This is a genomic window from Neisseria wadsworthii 9715 (assembly GCF_000227765.1).
In the GTDB taxonomy this organism is placed as follows: domain Bacteria; phylum Pseudomonadota; class Gammaproteobacteria; order Burkholderiales; family Neisseriaceae; genus Neisseria; species Neisseria wadsworthii.
The window spans coordinates 1140884-1165604 of sequence record NZ_JH165159.1 but is presented as its reverse complement, the minus strand read 5'-3'; the positions used below and the strand labels follow the sequence as shown (position 1 = coordinate 1165604).

Genomic DNA, 24721 nt, shown 5'->3' with positions numbered 1-24721 from the left:
AGGCATTGTTTATGTATCGCCATGAAATCCAATCATTACTACAAATCGCAAAACCAAATAGAGCCTTATAATGATTATGTTTCGCAGCAATACCACTTTTTAAGACAAAATCTTGCCCACAATCTCGGCCACATCTTTCGACAAACCTTCTTTTCCCGCAATATTTTGCAACTGCTGTTCCATCAATGCGCGGCGCTTTGGCTCCAAACGTTTGCAAATATTGAATGCCTGCACCAATCTCGCCGCCACTTGCGGGTTAAACGTATCAATCTGCATCACTTTTTCTGCTAAAAATTCATAGCCGCTGCCATTTTCCGCATGGAAATGCGGCACGTTTCGGCTAAACGCACCCAGCAGCGAACGGGCTTTATTCGGATTCTCCAAGCTGAATTTCGGATGTTGCAAAGCAGCTTTGACTTTGACCAAAGTGTCGCTGCGGCGGCTCAAAGCGGTGAGCATAAAATATTTATCCATTACCAGCGCTTCTTCGCTGAATTTTTCAGCAAACTGTTCCAACAAAACATTGCGTTTTTCGTCTTCCACATGATTGATCGCGCTTAAAACGCCCCACTCATGCGTCATGTTTTTTGCCATTTCATCATACTTGGTGGCTACTTCCCCGATGCGTTGCGGATTTGCCCGCAGCAAAAACGCACGACATGCATTGCGCAGCGTCCGCCAAGCGGCTTGCTGCGGCTCATATTCATAAGGTTGCGCCAATCCGCTGTTTTCTTCCTGATTTTTAGCCAGTTCGTTTTGCGCCAACCATTCTGCTTCACACGACTGGGCAATTTTGTCCAACAGCGCCTCCCTCGCTTGGTGTACACGCAAAGGTTCGATATTTTCACCGTCTGCCCACAACTCGGCTTCTGCCGGAATCTGCAACAACACGGCTTTAAATGCCGGATCAACATCCGATTGTAAAACCGTTTTCACCGCATCTATCAAAGCATCGTGCTGCGGTAAAGGTTTTCCTGCCGCCAAAGCCGCTTCATTTTCTGCAATCGCGCGGCGGTAGAGCGTTTGCCCCGCTTCCCAACGCGCAAACGAATCGGTGTCGTGCGCGAGAAGCAAACTTAAGTCGTTATCGCTGTAGGAATAATTCAGATGCACCGGTGCAGAAAAACCGCGCAGCAGGGAAGGCATAACCGGCTCTTTCACACCTTTCAGTTCAAAAACCTGCTCTGCCTGCTCCAACACCAAAACGGCTTCTTCCATTTTTTTACCGTTGTATTCAAACGGCACCGCTCTGCCTTGCCGGTTGAGCAAACCCACTTTCACAGGCATCAGCATCGGCTGCTTTTCCGCCATATCGGGGGTGGGCGGCACGGTTTGTTTCACTTTAAGGCTCAACACATCATTTTTCAGACAGGCATCCACGTCCAAAACCGGTGTGCCTGCCTGACTGTACCAAAGTTCAAACCGTTCAAGATCAATGCCGTTTGCGTCTGCCATCGCGGCGCGGAAATCATCGCATGTTACCGCTTGCCCATCGTGCCGCTCGAAATAAAGCTTCATGCCTGTCTGAAAGCCGGCTTCGCCCAGTAAAGTGTGATACATGCGCACCACTTCCGCACCTTTTTCATACACAGTCATGGTGTAGAAATTATTCATTTCTACATAAGAAGCCGGACGTATCGGATGCGCCATCGGCCCTGCGTCTTCGGGAAATTGATGCTGGCGCAACAGGCTCACGTTTTCAATCCGGCGCACAGCACGCCCCGCACGGTCGGCAGAAAACTCCTGATCACGGAACACGGTCAGCCCTTCTTTCAAGGAAAGTTGAAACCAATCGCGGCAGGTAACGCGGTTGCCCGTCCAGTTATGGAAATATTCGTGTGCAATCACGCTCTCCACTCCGTCGAAATCCGCATCGGTTGCAGTGCGGCTGTCGGCCAACACGAATTTGGTATTGAAAATATTCAAACCTTTGTTTTCCATTGCGCCCATATTAAAATCGCCTACGGCCACAATCATGTAAATATCCAAATCGTATTCCAAGCCGAAGCGGGTTTCATCCCACCTCATCGCATGTTTCAACGATTCCACCGCAAAACCCACCTTATCGGCATCTTCTGCACGGGTATAAAATTCAATCGCCACTTCTCGCCCGCTCATGGTAGTGAACGTGTCTTTGGTTAATGCCAAATCCCCCGCTACCAACGCAAAAAGGTAGCTCGGCTTATTAAACGGATCTTCCCATTTCACCCAATGGCGGTTGTGTTCCAGCTTACCGCCGTCAATTTTGTTGCCGTTGGAAAGCATCACAGGAAAACGCGTTTGGTCAGCAATAATGGTGGTGGTGAATTTGCTCATCACATCAGGCCGGTCGGGGTAAAACGTGATTTTGCGGAAACCTTCCGGTTCGCACTGTGTATAAAGATTGCCGCCCGAGGCATATAGGCCCATAAGCGATTTATTTTTATCGGGAAATACTTTGGTTTCAACTTCCAATATAAACGGCTCGGCTGGCACGTTTTCCAATATCAAACGCTCGTCCGCCAAGCCATATTGCTCAACTGCCTGCCCGTTAAGCTTCACGGAAACCAATTCGGTGGAACCGTCCAACACCAAAGGCTTGCCTGTATGCACCGGCTCAACATTCAAACGCGAGCTTACCCGGGTTTCTTCATCAAAAATATCGAAAGTTAAATCGGTTTGGCGGATTTGATAATCAGGCGCTTGGTAATCTTTCAAATAATGAACGGTATTTTGCTGCATGGTTATTCCTTATAAATTTCAAATCGGGTTCATTATACAGAATGCCTGTCTGAAAAAGTTTTCAGACAGGCATTCTTAATTGTTTCCTCTATAAGTCAATTCACTCTAAGTTTAATAACAATACCGTCATACTCGGGCTTGACCCGAGTATCTTGAGTTCCAGTAACTTTAAAAGATACTCGGGTCAAGCCCGAGTATGACGAGCGTACTATTTTTTAAGTCGGTTCACTATATCTACGTGCCACGAGCTTTTGCTACGGCATTTCGGCAACTTAATGTCAAAAGAGTAATCTTTTAATCTATTGAAGCGGCAACACAATCAGCATTTCCGGCTTGCTGCCTTGTGTTGGTTAACTATGAAATGCCTGTCTGAAAACTTTTTCAGACAGGCATTTGAATTAAGGCATCAACATACCGCCGTTTACATGAATGGTTTGGCCGGTAATGTATTTAGCTTGGTCGCCGGCCAAAAACAGCACCGCGTTGGCAATATCCTGCGCTTCACCGAATTTGCCCAACGAAGTTTGCGCTTCAAACATCTTACGGGTCTCTTCCGGCAAGGCACGGGTCATGTCGGTATCAATAAAGCCCGGAGCCACGCAGTTTACGGTAATGCCACGGCTACCCACTTCGCGCGCCATAGATTTAGAAAAGCCGATTAAGCCGGCTTTAGCCGCCGCATAGTTGGCCTGACCTGCATTACCCATTGCGCCCACTACAGAAGTGATATTGATTACACGGCCGCTGCGCTGCTTCATCATGCCGCGCAACACAGCTTTGGAAGCACGGAACACAGATTTCAGATTCACCTGCATAATCTCATCCCACTCTTCTTCTTTCATACGCATCAATAAGTTATCTCGGGTAATGCCGGCATTGTTCACAAGAATATCCAATTTGCCGAATTCTTTTTCAATCTCGGCAATCAGGTTTTCGATACTGCCTTCTTCCGCCGCATTCAATGCGCGGCCGTGCCCGCCCCACTGCGCCAAACGCTCTCCGATAGCCTTGGCTCCACTCTCACTCGTAGCCGTACCGATAACCGTAGCACCCGCTTGTGCCAAAGTATCGGCAATCGCTGCACCAATACCACGCGACGCGCCGGTTACCAGAGCAATACGGCCGGATAAATCTTGAGTTGTCATAATTGGTTTCCTATTTATTTCAGTTGGAAAAATTCAAAATCTTTGGTATTTGGAATATTCAATGTTTTCAGACAGGCATAGTGTTTATTATGCCTGTCTGAAAAATATAATCTCTGTTTGAATTAGTGTGCTTCGATAAACGCTACCACTTGTTCGGCATTCGTCAGCGCCGAGCAGACAGCCGCTTTGTTAATGCGTTTTGCCAATCCTGCCAGCACTTTTCCCGGGCCGCATTCGGCAGATTCCGCAACACCTTCTTCTACCAAAGCATTCACTGTTTCAGTCCAGCGCACAGTGCTATAAAGCTGGCGCACAAGAGCATCTTTGATTTTTTCGCCATCACTGTACGAAGCAACGTCAGCATTGTGAATCACACGGATTTTCGGCTCTCGGATTTGAACTTCTTTCAAAGCCTCGGCTAATTTCTCAGCAGCAGGTTTCATCAAGCTGCAATGCGAAGGCACGGACACAGGCAAAGGCAACACACGTTTCGCTCCGGCCTCTTTCGCCAGCTCCATCGCCCGCTCTACTGCTGCCGCATTACCGGCAATCACAACCTGACCCGGAGAATTGAAGTTTACCGCTTCCACAACTTCGCCTTTCGCGGCTTCTGCACAAATAGCTTTAACTTGTTCATCTTCCAGCCCCAAAACCGCGGCCATTGCACCCACGCCTTGAGGCACGGCGTTCTGCATCAGCTCCGCACGTAAACGCACAAGTTTTACGGCATCGGGGAAATCTAAAGAACCCGCAACAACGAGAGCTGTGTATTCGCCCAAACTGTGCCCCGCCACTACGGCAGGCTCTTTACCGCCTGCTTCCAGATAGGCACGATAAGTTGCCACACCGGCGGCCAACATTAAAGGCTGTGTATTCACGGTTTGACCGATAATCTCGGCATCTTCACCATTTATCATTGCCCACAAATCTTGGCCTAATACATTGGAAGCTTCGTCAAAAGTCGCTTTTACCACAGCCTGACCTTCGAAGCCGTTCATCATATTCAGGCTTTGCGAGCCTTGACCGGGGAAGAAAAATGCAAAAGACATATCATTCCTTTTAGTTTCTTAAAAATGCGAGCATCGGATCTTTGGCAAAAACAATCAGCAATGTGTAAGTTATCGCTATATTTGCCAATACTACCAGCCAAAACATGGTAATAAAACTTTGTTTTGAGGTTTTATGGTTGCATATCATTCTGGCCAACAAACCTCCGGGCCAGCCGCCGATCAATCCGATAAAATGCAAGATATTTTCCGGTATTCTTCTTTTCTGCTCTGACTTTGATAATTTTGCATTCTCTAACGCCGTACATTTATCTGTATGATAACAAGTCATCGCAATCAAACTGATCAACGCATAGAAAAGGGCTGTGATGGAAGAAAGGGTGTAAACCCAATAAAAATAGGCACCAACAATCGGTACTGAAAACAACAGCCGTTTCACTTTATCACCTACCTCTCCCATTTCATTGGGCACATCGCAATAAAGCCATTCCTCATGCTCACTTAATACCACCCTAACGACTTGCTGCCTGGCTTCCGATATCGGCTTATTGCAATAAAAACTAACCGACTGGCCTTCTTTCGGCCTCAGCTTGGTGTAGTGAAACGCTTTAATATGAAAAAAAACCTGCTTGTCTTCTGCTGCACCGCTCTGTATAAACCCGAAACCCTTCTCATCGTCCCATTTAACAATACGGCCTCTCAACGACATAAAAGCGGGAAATACCATATTTTCTTTAATTTTCTGCTTACTTTTATCGGCAGGCACTACCGGAGGAGTAAAACTCGGCGGAGCCTGTTTTTTTCGCGCGGCGTAAACTCTTCCCGCATAACTGGAACCGGCATATTTGAGCTCTGCGGCCAAGCGCTCTTCTTCTAAATTTTTTTCATCCGGCATGTCTACCTTATCAATGATGTTGATTTCGGTAAGCATCCAATGCTGGTTTTCATGCTTGGTCAGATAACCCTGTAATACATCTCCTATTTCGGGAACACGGGTTCTATCTGTCAAACATTGGCCTAAAACGAAAACAGGCACCTGCTTGCGTAGGCCATAGATGCCGTAGCCACCGTTGTGCCTGAGATCCCATGACTTAACCGTAATCCTTATCAAACCGCCTTCTTTGGGCGGTGGAAGCGGTTCGATTGAAGTTGCATACAACCGGTTTTTATCGTCTTTTTGCACCCGGTAGCAAACTTCATCCCCTACTTTGGGTGAAATATAAAATTCCGGCAACTTTTCAGCAATCAGTAAGATATTTTCACTGATGCTTTGGCTGTCCGGTTTGATAGAACCGATTTTTTGATGGTTGAACCAATGAGCAATCGTACCGTAATGTTCTTGAGTATTTTCTAATGTTTGATTCATCCGTAAGCTAACCCGTAAACTTTGTCTGCCGTCACTTTTCAGACAGGCATAGTATTTAATATTTATTATAACTTCTTATTTAAAGAATCAGTATTATATATTTTGACTTCAACCCGTTTCCCTCAAATTACCGAAAGAAAACAACATAAAAGTTAAATCTCAACCTATTATCAATCTGAGCAAACTTTAATACCTAACCAAAACCGCACCCCAAGCAAATCCGCCGCCGATACCTTCTAACAGCAAGACTTGCCCTCGTTTGATTTTTCCCGATTTAATACCCGCATCCAAAGCCAATGGAACAGAAGCAGCGGAAGTATTACCATGATCCTGAACCGTTAAAATCACCTTGTCCATACTCAAACCCAAATGTTTGGCTGTACTTTCAATAATGCGTTTATTGGCCTGATGCGGTACAACCCAATCCACTTGGTCGGCAGTCATGCCTGCTTCCTCTAAAACATCCTCGGCAACCTGTGAAAGGTTTTTTACGGCGAATTTATAAACACCCGGCCCATCCATAGTCAGGAACGGCGTACCGCAAATCTGCCCGTTGGCAATCCATCCCGGTGTTTTCAATAAATCCAGATAATTTCCGTCGGCTTGTAATCTGCTGTGAATAATACCGGCTTCATCCGAAACGCCCAGGACTACCGCTCCGGCGCCGTCTCCGAACAAAACACAGGTTGAACGGTCATTCCAATCCAAAATGCGGCTGAAAATCTCAGCACCGATGACCAACACCTTTTGTGCCATGCCGCTTTTAATATAGGCATTTGCCGTCGTCAGCGCATACATAAAGCCCGCGCACACCGCCTGAACATCAAAAGCTGGGCAACCGCCAATACCAAGCTTTTGCTGGACAATCGTAGCAGTAGACGGAAACTGCATATCGGGTGTAGCCGTTGCTACAATAATCAAATCAATGTCAGATGCACTCAACCCTGCATCAGCCAATGCGGCTTTCGCTGCAAAAACAGCCAAATCGCTGGTTTTTTCATTATCCGCGGCAATATGCCGGTTTTTAATACCGGTGCGGCTGGTAATCCATTCGTCCGAGGTGTCAATAAACTTCGCCAAATCATCATTACTGACACGCTTGGCGGGCAGATAAGATCCCGAACCGAGAATTTTCGCATATTGCATGGCGTGGCCTTTTATAGTTTTTAAACAATTTTTCTATTGTATTAAATATGGAAATTTCACTCAATCAAAATTAAGTGATTTACCAAATATCCATTCTTTTGTAGATGAATTAAGAAATCAGTCTTGAACATAATGTTCAACATAAACGGCTGTTTCCATACCAATTCATCATTCCTGCAGATATTGGAATTATGGTCAAATCCCGCCCAAATGTATCAGCACGGAGCAGAATATAAACAAAAATATTACTGTGTTTCTATATTAACACCACGTCAACAGCTTCCAACTTTTTAAGACAGGCATAGTTTGTGATTCTGAATGCCTGTCTGAAAAGATAACCAAAAAATACAACACCTTTTACCAACAAAAAAGCCGGCTCAAACGGCCCGGCTTTTTGGCATCAAAGTTTATTTCACTTCCAACTTACCCACTCCGCCCAAATAAGGCTGCAATGCTGCGGGAATGTTGATTGAACCATCGGCATTCTGATGGTTTTCCAATACAGCGACCAATGTGCGGCCCACAGCAAGACCGGAACCATTAAGAGTATGCAGCAAACGGTTTTTGCCGTTTTCATCTTTAAAGCGTGCTTTCATGCGGCGGGCTTGAAAGTCTTCGCAATTGGAACAGCTGGAAATTTCGCGGTAGGTATTTTGTGCCGGCACCCATACTTCCAAATCATAAGTTTTAGCCGCACCAAAACCCATATCGCCGGTACAAAGCACAATCACCCGGTAAGGCAGCTCCAGTAATTGAAGGATCTTTTCTGCGTGGCCGACCATTTCTTCCAAAGCATCATAAGATTGCTCTGGATGAACAATTTGCACCATTTCCACTTTATCAAACTGATGCTGGCGGATTAAGCCGCGCACATCCTTACCGTAAGCGCCCGCTTCGCTGCGGAAACAAGGGGAATGTGCGGTCAATTTCACCGGCAATTCGTTTTCAGCCAAAATGCTGTCTGCCACGGTATTGGTAAGGGTAACTTCTGCAGTAGGGATCAAATATTGCGTGGTTTTGCTTTCATCGCCTCCCCGGGTTACATGAAATAAATCTTCTCCGAATTTCGGAAGCTGGCCGGTACCGAACAGCGTAGTGTCATTCACGATATAAGGCGTGTAACATTCAATATAACCGTGCTGCTGCGTGTGGGTATCCAGCATAAACTGCGCCAGCGCGCGGTGCAGGCGGGCAACCTGATTTTTCATCACAGTAAAACGCGCGCCGGAAAGCTTGGCGCCGGTTTCAAAATCCAAGCCCAATGGTGCGCCTAAATCTACATGGTCTTTCACTTCAAAATCAAACTCACGCGGTGAACCGACTTTACGCACTTCAATATTCTGCATTTCATCTTCACCCAATGGCACGCTTTCGTGCGGTAAATTGGGAATCGTTGCCAACCAAGCATCCAACTCAGCTTGCACAGCTTCATAATCCACAGCAGTTTGTTCCAAGTCTGCTTTAATCTGCGCCACTTCCGCCATTGCCTGCTCAGCTTCTTCGTGTTTGCCCTGACCTTTCAATGCGCCGATTTTTTTGGACTCGCTATTGCGTGCAGCCTGTAATTCTTCGGTTTTCACTTGCAATTGTTTGCGTTTGTTTTCAAGCGCTTCAAAGCGTGCTGTGTCGAATTCATAACCGCGCGCGGCCAAGCGCCCGGCAACGGCTGCTGTGTTATTACGGAGCTGTTGAATGTCTAGCATGAGGAATCCTTCAAAATGGGATTGAAATAAATGCGTATTTTAAACCATAGGCAGTAAACTTCAACACTATACCCGCTTTAAGAGGTGATGCTAAAAATGCCTGTCTGAAACATTTTCAGACAGGCATTATAAAATTTAGGCACTATTTAATTATTTACCCACTTTTTCCAGTTTCACATCAAATACCAAAACGGAGTTCGGCATGATATTGCTTTGGGGCGGTGGATTTTTGCCATAAGCCAATTCTGCAGGAATGTAAAAAGTTGCTTCGCTACCTTCTTTCAACAATTGCAGCCCCTCTGTCCAGCCTTTAATCACGCCGTTAAGAGGAAAAGTAACGGCTTGGCCTTTGCTATTGTCGAATTCCGTGCCGTCAACCAGCTTACCGACATATACAACGCTCACTTCATCTGTTGCCTTAGGCTGTTTGCCACTACCTTCTTTGGTGATTTTGTATTGCAGGCCACTGGCTGTGGTTTTCACACCCTCTTTGGTTGAATTCTCTTTTAAGAAAGCTTGGCCTTTTTCCAGCTCTTTTTTCGAGAAATTGTCTTCAACCGCTTGCAGGGTTTGGCCTGCCTGCTCCAGCGACATCTGCGTTTTTTTGCTTTCCAATGTATCGGAAATTGCTATAGTGAAGCTATCGAGATCCACATCAACACCGGCTTCTTTGGCATTTAAAAAACCGCTGCCGATTTGAGCGCCAAGCAAGCCGCTGAGATTTTTCAGCTGTTCTGCACTAAATTTAGGCTCCGTTCCTGAAGATGCCTGCTGCATGATTGCAGGCACTTCTGCTGAAAGCTTGGCAAAGGTTTCTTTACTAAACAAAGGTTCTTTACCCTGTGCAACGGCTTTCACATTTTCCAACAGATAGGCATTATCGAATTTCACACCGCGCTGCTTATAGGCGGAGGTCACGAAATCAGTCAATTGCAAGCCCAATGCGTAACCTACGGTGGTGGGCGCCATATTGGCCGCACCGGCACCTGATGCAGCAGCCGGAGCTGATGAGCCGGAAGCCGCTTGTTCGGCGGTACTGCTTTGCTTGCATGCAGCGAGGGATAGTGCAGCTGCCATCGCCAAAGCGCTGAATTTAAGAGTTTGTTTCATATTCTGCTTTCGATTTGAGACTAGGGAAATAATAGGCTGGCATTCTATAAGAGAATTAGTTTAAGTTTCGTTATATCGTTAAAGAACGTGAAAATGCCTGTCTGAAAACGGTTTCAGACAGGCATTGTTAAAATCCAGAATATCCTAAACAGATACTTTAATACCAGCAGTAACGGCATTCTGGCTTTGTGAGCCGGTAGCCGAAAGGAAAGAAGAAGCCAAGTCACTGCAACAACCACAACAGGTAGCCACACCCAACTGAGCCTGTAAATCACTCAAGGTCATCGCACCGGCAGCAACGGTTTCTTTAATTTGGTGATCGGTAATGGCATTGCAGATACATACAAACATAATGGCTCCTCCACGTGATGTTTTGCAGTGTTATTGCTTGTAATCGTAAATGAGATTTAATCTTGTTCGTAAATATAAATGCAAACAGTTTTTATTGCAAGTATTGGGATTGTAAATTATGCCGATAGTTTTAAACAAAAAATAACAATGCCTGTCTGAAAACGCGCTAACTAAAGAAAAAGCAATGTAAAAAGAGTGTAAATAGGATATGATTCAATATCCTAGATATTAAATAAAATACCGGAGAATCTGTGTTTCGCAGCGAGCATGTTATTACGCAAGAAGTGTTGTTTGAACGCGCTGCCGATTCTTACGCCGCTTTCGCGCAAAATCTGGCAAACTTGAAAGCTCGGCAGCAAATATTTGCTGCCCTTCCCGTAACCAAGCGGGCTGCTTTGCTTTCGGAATTCGGCAGCAGATTAAAAGTAAAACGAGCCGAACTTGCCCGCATGGTGTGCGAAGAAGTTGGACGCTGCTTAAGAGAATGTGAAGCAGAACTGGATAAATCGGTTGAGCTGATTCATTATTACAGCCATCTTTCTCCCGAATTACTCGCATACAAAACCATTGCAACCCAAGCCAGTTTGAGTCAAGTTCGGTTTGAGCCCTTGGGAATAGTATTGGCTGTAATGCCGTGGAATTACCCGGTATGGCAAATTTTGCGCTTTGCCGTGTCTGCTTTATGTGCAGGAAATGGCTGCGTGGTCAAACCTGCACCAAGTGTAGCCCGAGTAACTGCGGCTTTGTTTGATTTAGTCGGCGATGATTTGCCTTTTATCCCGGCATGGCTTGCGCATGAAGATTTGGAAAAAGCCATTGCGGATACAGACGCACTGGCTTTTACAGGTTCGGTCGAAACCGGCCGTATTTTGGCCGGATATGCAGGCAGACATTTGAAAAAAACCGTGTTGGAACTGGGCGGAAGTAATGCTTTTATTGTGTTGCCGGATGCCGATTTAGAACAAGCCGCCAAAGATGCCTGCTATTCGCGCTTTCGTGATGCCGGCCAATCATGCAATGCCGCAAAACGAATTATTGTCACCGAAGCTGTAGCAGATGAGTTTATCCAATTGTTTTTAAAAGAAACTGCCTATCTGAAAATGGATAATCCCATGCTTTCCGAAACAACTCTGGCACCATTGCACAGGGAAGATTTACGCGCACAAGTTCACGGGCAGGTGCTTGATGCAGTGAATAACGGTGCAAAAGTTTTGTACGGCGGCTTTCTCCCCGAAGGCACGGGCTGGTTTTACCCGGCAACGGTTTTGGCTGACGTAACCCCTGATTGCCGCGTATATCATGAAGAAGTATTCGGCCCCGTCGCCGTTTTATTGCTCGCTCGCGATGCGGAAGATGCTGTTGATCTGGCCAATGACAATCCTTTTGGCTTGGGCGCCAGTATTTATACCCAAGATGAAGAAACCGCATGGCAATATGCGCAGAAGCTACAAACCGGCGCCGTGTACATTAACCGACATACCAGCAGCGATCTGCGTCTGCCCTTTGGCGGCGTGAAAGCATCGGGTTTCGGAAGAGAATTATCCGAATTCGGTTTATATGAATTCGTAAACATAAAAACTTATTGGCAGAAATAAAAAATAATGAATACACAATGGAAACAGACTTATTTGGCTGCATTAGCATCACTTCCGCTAATGTTGCATGCGTCTGACTTGCAAAAAGCATATTTTACTGAGCGCGGACAATATATCACAGAAACCGTAAACGCAGCTTACGAACGTCAATATGAAGTTGACGGAGCCACCGCAAAAGTGCGCGATTTCTATTACCCATCGATGAAAAAATATTCTGATCCGTATGAAATTCCAGTATCGGAAATTAAAAAATTCGTACCCAATCTGCAAAACGGTACGCTAACGCTTTGGCATTTTAACGGAACAAAAAAAATGGCAGGCTCTTACCGTCAAGGAAAACCGCACGGCAATTGGATTCATTGGTATCCCAATGGTAAAAAATCTGCCGTTATGCCTTATGTAAATGGTAAAACAGAAGGCTTGGGCGAGCGTTTTTTCCGTAATGGCCGTAAAGAAAGCGAAATCCGTTTTCGAAATGACAAAGCCAACGGGTTGCATAAGCAATGGTATCCAAGCGGGAATCCTAAAAGCGAAAGCATCATCCACAATGACGAAGTAACCACTTTAGTCACTTGGGATGAAGATGGCCGCTTAACCTCCGAATTAAGCATTGCCAACGGCAAACGCAGCGGGATCGTTTTGGATTGGTACCCCAACGGCGAAAAAAAATCCGAATCTGCATATCAGGATGATGTGTTAATAAACCGAACCGTATGGGATGAAAATGGAAATGTCTTGGAGTAAGCTTTCCCCCAGAATATGCTTACGTTGAACAGACTTTCATCACAATAAAATAATGCCTGTCTGAAACAAGTTTTCAGACAGGCATTGTTACAGTTCCATCATACGCCTGTTTTAAGAAGTTTCGCTCTCAGAGCTTAATTTCTGCGACCCGTTTTTCTGTTTGATTTCACGTTGCAAGTAACGCAAAAAAGCATCATAAATATTGATATTCATACTCTGTACTAAAGCGGCACGTGCTTGCGGCATTTGAGCCTCAATATTCTCAGGCTCTTCAATGCCTTGTACTTCAATCAATACCGGCTGAGGTAGATTCTCGGCCAATACATAAACCGGTTTGTCTTTTTGGGGCTTAGCTTTCAAAAGCGCATTCACCTCTTCCGGACCTAACACACGGCCTGCTTCGGCCCGAGTCAGTTTTTGTACAGGAGACCACTGTACATCAACCTTCTCTCCGGTTTTCAAATCTGCCAAAGTTTGTTTGGCTTGATCGAGCGCCAATTTGCGTGCTTGAGAAGCCAGATAAGCTGATTTCACTTTTTCTTTTGCAGCTTCAAACGATTCCGTTGTTTCCTGGCGAACATCTGTTACGCGCACCACTGTAATCACACCATTGCCCACAGTGATTGGTTCGGAATTGTGCTTACTCTTCAAAGATTCTTCACTAAATAGCGTTTTGGCCATTTCAGGCGAACCCATCTTTTCTGTTTCACGTTCCGCTTCAGCTTTGGTTACCCATTGGCCAATCGTATTGAGTTTAACTCCCATTTTTTCGGCAACTTTAGCCAAATCAGTAGGATTGTCGAATGCTGCGGTTTCCAACTCTTCACGCGCTTTAATCATGGCTTGCTGGGCTTTTTTCAGCTTGATTTCTTCCGCCAATAAAGCACGATCTTGTTCGAAATTCGGCTTATCGCGGATTTCATTCAGCTTGATAATATGATAGCCATAGTCAACTTGAACCGGCCCGCTCACTTTGCCCTGCTCCATCGCAAATACTGCATCTTCAAAAGCCTTAGGCAACTGACCGCCTTTCTGAATAAAACCCAAGTTCCCCCCGTTTCCAACAGTTGCAGCATCTGAAGAGTATTGTTTGGCTAGTTCTCCAAATGATTCAGGTCTGGCTTTCGCTTCTGCGGCAACTTTCTCAGCCAGCTTTTTGTTGGCTTCTTTTTCTTCGTCTGAATTACCCAAGGGAATAAGGATATGCTGCACAGAGCGACGTGGTTTTCCATCATTGGCAGACTTTTCATATGCTTCTTTTAGTTCTGCTTCACTAACCGTTTGTTTGCCGATCAAATCTTCCGGCGCCAATGCGATATATTGAAACTTCACAGCCTGCGGCAAGATATAATTTTTTTTATTAGCTTCGTAGTAACTTTTCAGTGTCGCATCATCCAAGCTTACTTTTGCCAAAAAAGCTTCTGGATTGATTGTGGTCATCCGCACAATACGCGCTGCATTTAAGATACTGACAATCTGCTTGGCTTGGGCGTCGCTGACAATCGCACCATCTCTCGACAGATTTTCCAAAGTTTCTAAAGCCAAAGCATCACGTTCTTGCTCAACCAACTGATCTTCTGAAATACCGATTTGTTTAAGATATTCATTAAACTTGACTTGGCTGAATTGCCCGTTTTCCTGAAATATCGGTGCATGAGCGATATTCTTTTTAAGCGTTTCCATAGAAACACCGATACCCATTAAACGTGCACCTTCTATCAAGTAAGCGTGTTGCAACAAGCTTTGATAAATACTGGCGGGAGCCACGCCCGCATTTCCACTATTTTGTAGATTTCTCAAAGCTTGATCGATTTGCTCCCGGCTGATTTTCTGGTCGCCGACTTTCGTGATGTAATCAGACTCACCAAATGCCACACTATTCACACCAAAACCGACAAATGTTAAAGCAATCAAGCCAATAATAACCTTGGCTAAGCCACTGTATTTTTCTATGGTATAGAACATACTAATAATTAGAATATAAAAAAGGGCATTGTAACGTATTTTAGTTTTTTACGCACAAACGCCCGAATTGAATGAACATCTTATTTGTTAATAAAACATAGACATTGCAGAGATCAATCGTCAGTCATCCAGATAATAATTGATTTATTCTGAGGCCTCAAACGTATCGCTTTGCGTAGCCGCATCTTGCTCTTGCAATTCCGTTTCTTTAACTGCTGCTTTTGCCGCTGCTTCAGCTTTTTTTACCGCCAAACGTTCAAGAGATTCTTTTACGGCAGGGTTTTGCGCAGCAATTTGCTGCTCTTCCGGCGTAACTTCACCTTTAAAGCGGTTATTCAAATCAAAGCGTTTACCACCTTTAGCCAAAGCTTTCAGATAACGGGGACGGCGGCAATGATTTGCCAAAACCCGTGCAATTAAAGCCGGGTCATATTGTGGCATGGCAGTAATCAAATCCTGATCAATACCAACAGCTAACGGTTTAAACCGTTTAAAGACATCATATTTACCGTAGATATGATCGGCAATCATATCAGTTTGTTTCTTCTTGCTCATGGTTTGCACAGCGGTTTTCAATGCTGCGCCCAAAGCGGTTTCTTGGGTCATTTTCGTTTCCTATTTTAGGGTAACAAATATTTTTATAGATTCCTTAAATCTGCTGTTTTTTGTTGATAAAGTCCAAGCGTTGATTAGTTAGAATGTTTTTTATCCATTCCAACAATGCATTAATCTTCAAATTTCAAAGAGAAGCAATGTATCGGAAATTATCTCTAATAGTGACAAAACCAAATCTTATTCTTTTGAAATTCAAACCAAATAATGATTTAGTTTTTTTGTCATAAAATCTGGCGGCATTGTAGCTGAAAAGCAAAATTTTCGCCAATCCAATCCACCTTATTTAGTACGTCTATTAAGAAACAAGTAATGCCTGTCTGAAAAATTAGGCAACATACCTTTTAATTTTCAGACAGGCATTCGCAAAAAATGAACCGGCTTAGTTAAACGTGAAAGCTCTCACCGCAACCACATTCATCTTTCACATTCGGATTCTTAAATTTGAAACCTTCCTGTAAGCCTTCCTTTGCGTAATCCAACTCAGTACCATCGAGGTAAACATGGCTTTTCGGATCGACAAACACTTTTACACCGAACCCCTCGAATATCAAATCTTCTGGTTGAATCTCATCAACAAACTCTAAAGTATAAGCCATACCCGAACAACCACTGGTTTTTACTCCCAAGCGGATACCCTCGCCTTTTCCGCGCTTAGTAAGAAAGCTTTGGATATGGTTGGCCGCTTTTTCAGTAAGGGTAATCATAATTTGATCCTCATTTAATCATAATCAATCTGGCATTTCAGAGTTGCTTGCAAAGTAAAAAAACCATAAGAATTAATTTAGTTACTTAGAAAGCCTGCATTGTGTTTATGTTTATCCAGCAGTTTCGGACTGTTGCTTCGCCCATTCTACCGCTGCTCGAATAGCACTTTTAGCCTGAGGGCTATTTTTCCAACAAGCAGAACCGGTTAACACAGCACCTTGTCGCAAAATATCTTCCACATTGGCGGCAGCCAGCTGCGTAACGTCATCCAAGCCCATTTGCTGCAAGCGTTTCAATACTGTTGTGCCTATACCTTTCTGCGCCAATAATGATTGGATTTGTGTTTCAGTAAAGGCCATCACATACCTCACTAAACATTCGTTTGACATTCGTTTGATACGTTACAAATTAAATAATGCCTGTCTGAAAAACTTAAACGCCTTTTTTCTTTTTATAATCAGAAATAGCTGCTTTAATCGCATCTTCCGCCAAAATAGAACAGTGCACCTTTACCGGAGGCAACTCTAATTCTTCGGCAATTTCACTGTTTTTAATAGCCAAAGCCTCATCCAGACTTTTGCCCTTTACCCACTCTGTAATCAAAGACGAAGATGCAATAGCCGAACCGCAGCCATACGTTTTGAATTTGGCATCTTCAATTACACCTTCATCATTTACCTTAATTTGTAATTTCATCACGTCACCACAAGCAGGGGCTCCGACCATACCTGTACCGACTGATTCATCGTTCTTATCAAACGAACCGACATTACGCGGATTCTCATAATGATCAATTACTTTATTGCTGTATGCCATGGTTTTTTTCCTTCATGATATATAGTATGTTTATTGAGATGGTGGGGTTACCTTATTTCACCAATAAAGCTTCCCAATCATCATATTCTCCGTTGTATTGTTCAGCGAGTGCTTCTAAATTAGCAGCTATCTTCGCCATTTTCTCTGCATCAATGTAATCAACATGGGTCAGCGTTACTCTATACACTTCTGCATTATCCCTTGAGCGATTAATATCATTTAGGTATTTACCTAAACTTTCCGCAGCACACGCAAATGCCTCTGCATCTGCCAAGGTATCGAAATAAGCATAGTGGTGAATTGGCCTCAATTGGGAAAGATTATCCCCATAATTTTGCAAAGCTTCAATCATAGGAGCATTACGCTCATAAGCCTGCGCTTCCCTGCTCGGTAACAAGGTATTTCGGTAGAGCTGCCAATCAGGATCGTCTTCTGCATTTCCTCCCAGAACAAACGGGATTTCAGACAGGCTGTTTAAATATACAGCATTGGTTTTGTGGAACAGATCCGCATCATCTGAATAGAAAAAGACGATACGCTGCCCGTGTGAAGTAATTGAACCCACCCAAATGCCGCTTTGTTTCGCTTCGGCATGTTCTATAATACCTTCTATAAAAGCTTGCAAACGCACCACTTCTTGCTCTGTCGGCAAGCCGTTTGCTTCACCTTTATATCCCAAGGCAATGTTGCATAATATAGGTTTGTCGGCTAACGGCGCCTTTTCAGCTAAGTCGGTACGAACTCTAATAATGCAAGGGCTTCCATCAGGAAAACTTGCGGCATAGCAATGACATTTGGCTAAATCAACCATGACCCATCTTTCCGTTTCTCCATGTTGTAATTTTTTTATTATAAACTATTACAGAGTTTAGTGTTCAGCCCATTCTACCGTGCTTAAATCAACACCTTCTTTAAACATTTCCCACAAGGGAGACAACTCTCTTAATTTATCAATTTTCGATTTAATCAGTTCTGCTGCAAAAGCTACCTCTTCTTCTGTGGTCATACGGCCAAAGGTTATACGCAGCGAGCTATGTGCCAATTCATCATTGCGACCTAATGCACGTAGTACATAAGACGGCTCTAAACTGGCTGAAGTACAAGCCGAACCGCTGGATACAGCCAACTCTTTCACAGCCATAATCAGACTCTCACCTTCAACAAAGTTAAAGCTTACATTCAGATTTGTTGGCACCCTATGTTCTAAATCGCCATTGATGTATACTTCTTCGATACCTTCAATGCCTTTTAAGAAAAGGTCGCGCAATTTCAAAGCATGAGCATAATCCTGCTCCAATTCTTCTCGAGCCAAACGGAAAGCTTCCCCCATACCGACAATTTGATGTGTCGGCAAAGTTCCGGAGCGGAAACCTCTCTCATGTCCGCCACCATGAATTTGCGCCTCTAGGCGCACTCGTGGTTTTCGGCGTACATAAAGCGCACCAATCCCTTTAGGCCCATAAATTTTATGAGCAGAAAGGCTTAACAAATCAACTTTAGCCGCTTCCACATCAACAGGTGTTTTACCTGCGGCCTGTGCCGCATCAACATGAAAAATAATCTTATTTTCGCGGCAGATTTCACCGATAGCCGGAATATCTTGAATTACGCCAATTTCATTATTTACCCACATAACCGAAATCAAAATGGTATCCGGTCGGATAGCTCCTTTCAGCTCTTCCAAATCAAGCAAACCATTTTCTTTCACGCCAAGATAAGTAACTTCAAAACCCTGGCGCTCCAACTCACGCATGGTATCCAAAACAGCTTTATGCTCGGTTTTTACTGTAATTAGATGTTTGCCTTTGGTCTTATAGAAGTTGGCCGCCCCTTTAATCGCAAGATTATTAGACTCAGTGGCACCGCTGGTAAAAACGATTTCCTTAGCATCTGCATTAATAAGTTTCGCAATTTCTGCACGTGCATTTTCAACAGCTTCTTCTGCAACCCATCCGAAACCGTGGCTATTTGAAGCAGGATTTCCGTATATTTCGGTTAAATAAGGAATCATCTTTTCGGCCACGCGCGGGTCAACAGGAGTAGTAGCTGCATAGTCGAGATAAATCGGTGTTTTAATGGCCATGGTATTTGTTCTTTCCTAATGATCTAATTTTATATATATTTGATTTTTCTTCAGAAGAATTTAGTTGATTCAGATTAGCGCATCTGCGGAAAACTGATTGTTTGTATATTCCAGGTATTTTCAGCAGCGTATTGATCTAAAACATTCTGCAATGTCACATTACACAAATATTCATCAATTTTTTGATTTAATGTTTCCCATAAATAATGAGTAAGACAAGGGGCGCCTTTATGACAATTTGCTTTTCCATTGCATTGTGTGGCATCCAAGCTATCTTCAGCTGCCGAAATAATCTGAGCGATATTAATTTTATCCGCACCTGCAGACAAAATATATCCTCCCCCCGGTCCTCTCACGCTTTCTACCAAGTGCGCCCGCCTTAATTTGCTAAATAGCTGTTCGAGGTACGATAAAGATATATTCTGCCTTTCGCTGATAGCATTAAGCTTTACTGCCCCATGATTGGCATGCATAGCCAAATCCAGCATGGCAGTTACGGCAAACCTGCCTTTCGTAGTCAGTCGCATAAATTCTTTACTCTATAATGTATTAAACGAAATTTAAAGCATTTCGTTAAGATTTAGTCCGACTCTAAAATTTTCAGGGAGAAGAAATTGTCCAATATCCGAGTGTTTTAGTCAAGTATTGAGATAAAATGCTCTTAAATTTACTTACTAATTTTCAAACTACTGCACACCGCCAATTATATGGTTTGAAATCATTTGATTAATTAAAATACCCACTCACACCATTCAGGCAAAAAAAATTGGAATATTTTTTTTCTTAGTATAGAATGAGGCGAATTTTATTTGCACAAATACCTGAGTATAAGCATTAATAGCAAACAAACCCTGTTAAACAGTGCTATTTGTAAATACCCACTTATAACATCCTTATAGGTAATAAAAATGAAACGAGATTTAAGCAAAATGACCTGCATTGAAGACTTGCGCAGGGTAGCTCAACGTAAAGTGCCGAAAATGTTTTACGATTACGCTGATTCTGGTTCGTGGACTGAAGCGACTTATCGTGAGAATACAACTGACTTTAAAGACATTAAATTCAATCAACGTGTTTTAGTGAATATGGAAGGCCGCAGTTTGGCCACCAAGATGATTGGCCAAGACGTAAAAATGCCTGTTGCCATCGCCCCTACCGGCTTTACCGGCATGCAGCATGCCGACGGTGAGATTCTGGCAGCGCGCGCAGCAGAAAAATTTGGCATTCCATTTTCATTATCTACCATGTCCATCTGTTCGATTGAAGATGTTGCAGAAAACACCAGCGCACCTTTCTGGTTTCAGCTTTACGTGATGCGCGATCGTGAGTTTATGGAAAATCTGATTAAGCGCGCCCAGGCGGCAAAATGTTCTGCGCTTATCTTAACTGCCGACTTGCAGGTTTTAGGCCAACGCCACAAAGATATTAAAAACGGCCTTTCCGCACCTCCCAAACCAACATTGGCTAACCTGATTAACCTTGCCACCAAACCCGAATGGTGTATGAAAATGCTCAACACTGAGCGCCGCACATTCCGCAATATCGTAGGTCATGCCAAAAACGTAGGCGATTTATCATCTTTATCATCTTGGACTTCCGAGCAATTCGACCCGCGTTTGAGCTGGGATGATGTAGCACGCATCAAAGATTTGTGGGGCGGCAAATTGATTATCAAAGGCATTATGATGCCTGAAGATGCTGAACTTGCTGTTAAGAGTGGTGCAGATGCCCTTGTTGTTTCCAACCACGGTGGCCGCCAGCTCGATGACACCATTTCAAGTATTAAAGCTTTACCGGATATTGTCAGCACCGTGGGCAGCGACATTGAGGTTTGGTTGGATAGCGGTATCCGCAGCGGTCAAGATATTCTAAAAGCATGGGCTTTGGGTGCCCGCGGCACCATGATTGGCCGTGCCTTCCTCTACGGTTTGGGCGCTTATGGCGAAGAAGGCGTAACCCGTGCGCTGGAGATTCTCTATAAAGAAATGGATATTTCTATGGCATTTACCGGCCATCGCGACATCCACGATGTAGACGAACAGATTCTGGTTCCGGGCACATACCCAACCCCTATCAAGTAATTTGATATTAAGTTACGAAGAAGCACAATGCCTGTCTGAAACCATTTCAGACAGGCATAATTTATTTGCAACCATTTTTACAAGAAAAATAGGGCACAGATTAGCCATAACTCGAATCGTGGCTGCAAAAAAAATCTTTTTTGTGTTAAAGTTTGGTTTTAATAACTTCATTGGGCACAAGCGGTCGATGCCGCTTTTTTTATTGTGCTTTGAGAAAGATATTCTTAGTATGCAGTCTTGGCAACTTCCCGAACATATTGCCGACATTCTGCCTGACCGCGCACGGCATCTTGAAAGCGCGAAAGAAAGATTATTGGCTCTCTTCCGTTCTTACGGATACGAACTTGTGCACCCGCCCCTTATGGAATACAGTGCTTCGCTGCTTACCCATATTGATGCCGGCCTCTCACTCAAAACCATACGCGTAGTGGATCAAATAAGCGGCCGCCAATTAGGCATTCGTGCCGACATCACACCCCAAGTCGCCCGTATCGATGCCCACCTTTTATCGGCTAACAACGGAATCAACCGTTTATGTTATTCCGGTTCCGTACTACATGCAAAACCCGAAGGCTTTCTGACAACGCGCGAGCCTTTTCAGACAGGTGCAGAGCTGTATGGTTACGAAGGGGTGGAAGCTGACATCGAGATCATCGAATTAATGCTCAAGAGCCTGCAAATAGGCAATATTAACAATGTATTACTTTCTCTCGGCCATATCGGCGTTTTCCGTTCGCTTGCCAGCGCTGCCGAACTGAGTGAGGGCCAATCTCAACAATTATTGGCTTTAATGCAGAATAAAGACACCGATGTGATCAAAAAATTAGTTGGCGAATGGAAACTTGACGGCATGTGGGCCAAAGCATTCACCCTGCTCCCGTCTTTATACGGTGGTCGCGAAGTAATCGCAGAGGCCCGCCAACGCTTGCCTGACTTATTCAATGTCAACAACGCATTAGACCAGCTTGAAACGGTGTGCAACGCATTTTCTGATCAACCGATGCATATAGACCTCTCTGAATTGCGTGTCGATAATTACCACACCGGCCTGCTCTACGCTGCCTATGGCCAACACAGTCATGACGCAATTGCCCGCGGCGGTCGATATGACGGATTAGGCAAGCATTTTGGCCGTAACCGGCCGGCTACCGGCTTCAGCTTCGACTTACGTCGGTTCACCGGTAGCTTTACCGAGCAACGTAACCCTCCTATCAGTGTTGCTTATCAAGACCTAGAAACAGCACGCGATGCGGTTAATCATCTACGTGCAAACGGCGAGCGCGTTATCATTGATTATGGCGTTGAATCTAACGATAGCATTGCTTCCCGCCGATTAATATTAAAAAACGGCAACTGGGAAGTTCAGTAATTCCAACAATTTATTCATATTATTCACACAGGTTATTTAACATGGCTAAAAATGTAGTAGTGATCGGCTCCCAATGGGGTGATGAAGGTAAAGGTAAGATAGTAGACTGGTTGGCTGAGCAAGCCACCGGCGTAGTGCGCTTCCAAGGCGGCCATAACGCAGGCCACACTTTAGTTGTAGGCGGCAAAAAAACGATCTTACGCCTGATTCCAAGCGGCATTCTGCATGAAAATCTTGATTGCTTTATCGGTTCCGGTGTCGTAGTAAGCCCAGAAGCGCTTTTGGCCGAAATTGACGAACTGAATGCAGCGGGTGTAAAAAATGTGGAAGGCCGCTTAAAAATCGCACCGACCTGCCCATTGATTCTGCCTTATCACATCGCATTGGACCAAGCACGCGAAGCCTCACGAGGCGCAGGAAAAATCGGCACAACCGGACGCGGTATAGGGCCTGCCTATGAAGACAAAGTAGCCCGCCGTTCGATTCGTGCCGGCGACTTATTCGATATTGAAAAAGTTGCCGAAAAAATCAAAACCAACGTTGAGCTATATAATGTTCAACTGAAATATCTACACAATGCAGAACCGGTAAGCTATGAAAAAATCATGGAAACCATCAAAGGTTTCAAAGACCGTATTCTGCCCATGATTTCCGATGTATCGCGCACCCTGCATGAAAAAGGACAAAAAGGCGAATGCCTGCTGTTTGAAGGCGCGCAAGGTACTTTGCTCGACATTGATTACGGCACTTATCCGTTTGTAACTTCATCCAACTGCTCGGCAGGTGCCGCAGCACCGGGAGCAGGCGTACCTCCGCATATGCTGGATTATGTTTTGGGCATCGTTAAAGCCTACACTACCCGTGTAGGTTCCGGCCCGTTTCCTACCGAGTTATTTGATGAGGTGGGTAAAGGTTTGGCGGAGCGCGGCCATGAGTTTGGTTCAGTAACCGGCCGGGCTCGCCGTTGCGGCTGGTTTGATGCCGCAGCTCTGAAACGTTCTATCCAAATTAACGGTATCACCGGCATGTGTATTACCAAGCTGGATGTCATGGATGGCATTCAAGAAATCAAGCTCTGTGTAGGCTACACGTTGCCCGATGGCAGCACAACCGATATTCTGCCTTTCGGTGCAGATGCAGTTGCAGGTTGCGAACCGATTTATGAAACTTTACCCGGCTGGAGTGAAACGACTTTCGGTGTAAAAGAATATGACAAGCTGCCTGAAAATGCGAAAAAATATCTGAAGCGCATCGAAGAAGTATGCGGCGCACCGATTGCTATTATCTCTACCGGCCCGGATCGCGACGAAACCATCTTGTTGCAACATCCGTTTGCCAACTGATGCAGTTTTTCATACACTTTAAGGCGGCTCTTATAGCCGCCTTATTCAATATATCCCAATGTTTTTACTATGAAGTTTACCGACACCCACACACATCTTGCTGATACCCAGCTATACGATCAGCTTCAGCCGGTTCTACAACAAGCAGGCAATGTTGGTGTCTGGCGTTTCATTGTTCCTTCCGCATCCGTTAATGATTGGAACAGAGTAGCGCAATTACGAGCGCACTCTGTTCATTGCGCTTTCGGCATTCATCCATGGTTTGCAAAAGAAGCCGATCAGGTTTCTTTAGGCAAACTCGATAAACTTTTGCAATTTCATCCGCACGCGCTGATTGGTGAAATTGGCTTGGATTATGCCAATAAAAAACAAGCGCCTGAATCTCTCAATCAACAAAAAAATGTGTTCAAACAGCAGCTCAAGCTTGCCATGTACCACAGCCGCCCCGTTATTCTGCACAATGTGCACTCGGGTAATGATCTTATCCGCATGATTAAAGAAACCGGCTTCTCACAAGGCGGTTTCGCCCATGCCTTTTCAGGCAGCCTTGAAGAGGCAAACGAATTCATCAAGCTTGGTTTTAAAATAGGCATCGGTTCTTTATTGCTGAATCCGATGGCAAAAAAAGTCCGCAAAGCAGCTTCAGGGTTGCCTTTGGAAAGCATTGTTTTGGAAACCGACAGCCCCTTTATGCTGAGAAATAAAACCAATGTTCCCGCCAATGTGCGACGCATTGCTGAAATTGTGGCCGAACTACGAAATATTCCGCTACAAACCCTATCAGAGCAAACCGAAAAAAACGTAGATGCCATACTGAGTTTCTGCCGGTAACGGTTTCTATCGCACTAAGCTTTCA

General features: G+C 44.6%; 22 protein-coding genes. 6 read left to right on the top strand and 16 right to left on the bottom strand.

Going from position 1 to position 24721, the window contains the following annotated elements:
• Positions 1-99 precede the first annotated feature (99 nt).
• The 8 genes from pepN to HMPREF9370_RS05280 form a co-directional block, all read right to left on the bottom strand.
• A complete protein-coding gene (gene pepN / locus HMPREF9370_RS05315) occupies positions 100-2721 on the bottom strand; it encodes an aminopeptidase N (RefSeq protein ID WP_009116343.1) in 2622 nt (873 codons plus the stop codon).
• 398 nt (positions 2722-3119) lie between these two features.
• Entirely contained in the window at positions 3120-3866 is a 747-nt protein-coding gene (fabG, locus tag HMPREF9370_RS05310) for a 3-oxoacyl-ACP reductase FabG (protein ID WP_009116342.1), read from the bottom strand.
• 122 nt (positions 3867-3988) lie between these two features.
• Positions 3989-4915, bottom strand: coding sequence for an ACP S-malonyltransferase (fabD, locus tag HMPREF9370_RS05305; RefSeq protein WP_009116341.1), 927 nt, complete (start codon positions 4913-4915; stop codon positions 3989-3991).
• Positions 4916-4925: 10 nt separating this feature from the next.
• Positions 4926-6107 (bottom strand): DUF1294 domain-containing protein, encoded by a 1182-nt coding sequence (locus HMPREF9370_RS11615; RefSeq protein ID WP_169311361.1) that lies wholly within the window; start codon positions 6105-6107, stop codon positions 4926-4928.
• Positions 6108-6425: 318 nt separating this feature from the next.
• Positions 6426-7385 (bottom strand): beta-ketoacyl-ACP synthase III, encoded by a 960-nt coding sequence (locus tag HMPREF9370_RS05295; RefSeq protein WP_009116338.1) that lies wholly within the window; start codon positions 7383-7385, stop codon positions 6426-6428.
• 407 nt (positions 7386-7792) lie between these two features.
• Entirely contained in the window at positions 7793-9088 is a 1296-nt protein-coding gene (serS, locus tag HMPREF9370_RS05290) for a serine--tRNA ligase (protein WP_009116336.1), read from the bottom strand.
• A 150-nt stretch (positions 9089-9238) separates the two neighbouring features.
• Positions 9239-10198 carry an FKBP-type peptidyl-prolyl cis-trans isomerase gene (locus HMPREF9370_RS05285; protein WP_009116335.1) on the bottom strand — a complete coding sequence of 320 codons (960 nt, stop codon included), beginning with the start codon at positions 10196-10198 and terminating at the stop codon, positions 9239-9241.
• Between the two features lie 144 nt (positions 10199-10342).
• The gene (locus tag HMPREF9370_RS05280) at positions 10343-10549 is read right to left on the bottom strand and encodes a (2Fe-2S)-binding protein (protein ID WP_009116334.1); all 207 of its coding nucleotides are present in this window, start codon (positions 10547-10549) and stop codon (positions 10343-10345) included.
• Between the two features lie 251 nt (positions 10550-10800).
• On the opposite strand from HMPREF9370_RS05280, the gene HMPREF9370_RS05275 reads away from it, so the two are divergent.
• Together HMPREF9370_RS05275 and HMPREF9370_RS05270 are read left to right on the top strand one after the other, a co-directional pair.
• The gene (locus HMPREF9370_RS05275) at positions 10801-12144 is read left to right on the top strand and encodes an aldehyde dehydrogenase family protein (RefSeq protein ID WP_009116333.1); all 1344 of its coding nucleotides are present in this window, start codon (positions 10801-10803) and stop codon (positions 12142-12144) included.
• 6 nt (positions 12145-12150) lie between these two features.
• Entirely contained in the window at positions 12151-12888 is a 738-nt protein-coding gene (locus HMPREF9370_RS05270; RefSeq protein ID WP_009116332.1) for a toxin-antitoxin system YwqK family antitoxin, read from the top strand.
• A 111-nt stretch (positions 12889-12999) separates the two neighbouring features.
• Here the strand turns inward: HMPREF9370_RS05270 and HMPREF9370_RS05265 are convergent, their stop codons facing one another.
• From HMPREF9370_RS05265 to iscR, 8 genes are all read right to left on the bottom strand, one after another.
• Positions 13000-14853, bottom strand: a complete 1854-nt coding sequence (locus tag HMPREF9370_RS05265) for a SurA N-terminal domain-containing protein (protein ID WP_009116331.1) — start codon at positions 14851-14853, stop codon at positions 13000-13002.
• Positions 14854-14997: 144 nt separating this feature from the next.
• Positions 14998-15459 carry a ProQ/FINO family protein gene (locus HMPREF9370_RS05260; RefSeq protein ID WP_009116330.1) on the bottom strand — a complete coding sequence of 154 codons (462 nt, stop codon included), beginning with the start codon at positions 15457-15459 and terminating at the stop codon, positions 14998-15000.
• A 392-nt stretch (positions 15460-15851) separates the two neighbouring features.
• Positions 15852-16172, bottom strand: a complete 321-nt coding sequence (gene iscA / locus HMPREF9370_RS05255; RefSeq protein WP_009116328.1) for an iron-sulfur cluster assembly protein IscA — start codon at positions 16170-16172, stop codon at positions 15852-15854.
• A 111-nt stretch (positions 16173-16283) separates the two neighbouring features.
• The gene (locus HMPREF9370_RS05250) at positions 16284-16532 is read right to left on the bottom strand and encodes a hypothetical protein (protein WP_009116327.1); all 249 of its coding nucleotides are present in this window, start codon (positions 16530-16532) and stop codon (positions 16284-16286) included.
• A gap of 73 nt (positions 16533-16605) precedes the next feature.
• The gene (gene iscU, locus HMPREF9370_RS05245) at positions 16606-16989 is read right to left on the bottom strand and encodes a Fe-S cluster assembly scaffold IscU (RefSeq protein ID WP_009116326.1); all 384 of its coding nucleotides are present in this window, start codon (positions 16987-16989) and stop codon (positions 16606-16608) included.
• A 52-nt stretch (positions 16990-17041) separates the two neighbouring features.
• Positions 17042-17800, bottom strand: a complete 759-nt coding sequence (locus HMPREF9370_RS05240; RefSeq protein ID WP_009116325.1) for a DUF695 domain-containing protein — start codon at positions 17798-17800, stop codon at positions 17042-17044.
• 57 nt (positions 17801-17857) lie between these two features.
• Complete coding sequence (locus tag HMPREF9370_RS05235) at positions 17858-19072, bottom strand: IscS subfamily cysteine desulfurase (protein ID WP_009116324.1); 1215 nt, start codon at positions 19070-19072, stop codon at positions 17858-17860.
• Positions 19073-19146: 74 nt separating this feature from the next.
• Positions 19147-19599, bottom strand: coding sequence for a Fe-S cluster assembly transcriptional regulator IscR (gene iscR, locus HMPREF9370_RS05230; RefSeq protein ID WP_009116323.1), 453 nt, complete (start codon positions 19597-19599; stop codon positions 19147-19149).
• A gap of 381 nt (positions 19600-19980) precedes the next feature.
• On the opposite strand from iscR, the gene HMPREF9370_RS05225 reads away from it, so the two are divergent.
• From HMPREF9370_RS05225 to HMPREF9370_RS05210, 4 genes are all read left to right on the top strand, one after another.
• Positions 19981-21153, top strand: coding sequence for an alpha-hydroxy acid oxidase (locus HMPREF9370_RS05225; RefSeq protein ID WP_009116322.1), 1173 nt, complete (start codon positions 19981-19983; stop codon positions 21151-21153).
• Positions 21154-21382: 229 nt separating this feature from the next.
• Positions 21383-22522, top strand: a complete 1140-nt coding sequence (locus HMPREF9370_RS05220; protein WP_040667475.1) for an ATP phosphoribosyltransferase regulatory subunit — start codon at positions 21383-21385, stop codon at positions 22520-22522.
• Between the two features lie 41 nt (positions 22523-22563).
• Entirely contained in the window at positions 22564-23865 is a 1302-nt protein-coding gene (locus HMPREF9370_RS05215; RefSeq protein WP_009116320.1) for an adenylosuccinate synthase, read from the top strand.
• A gap of 69 nt (positions 23866-23934) precedes the next feature.
• Positions 23935-24696, top strand: coding sequence for a TatD family hydrolase (locus HMPREF9370_RS05210; RefSeq protein ID WP_009116319.1), 762 nt, complete (start codon positions 23935-23937; stop codon positions 24694-24696).
• Positions 24697-24721: the final 25 nt, after the last annotated feature.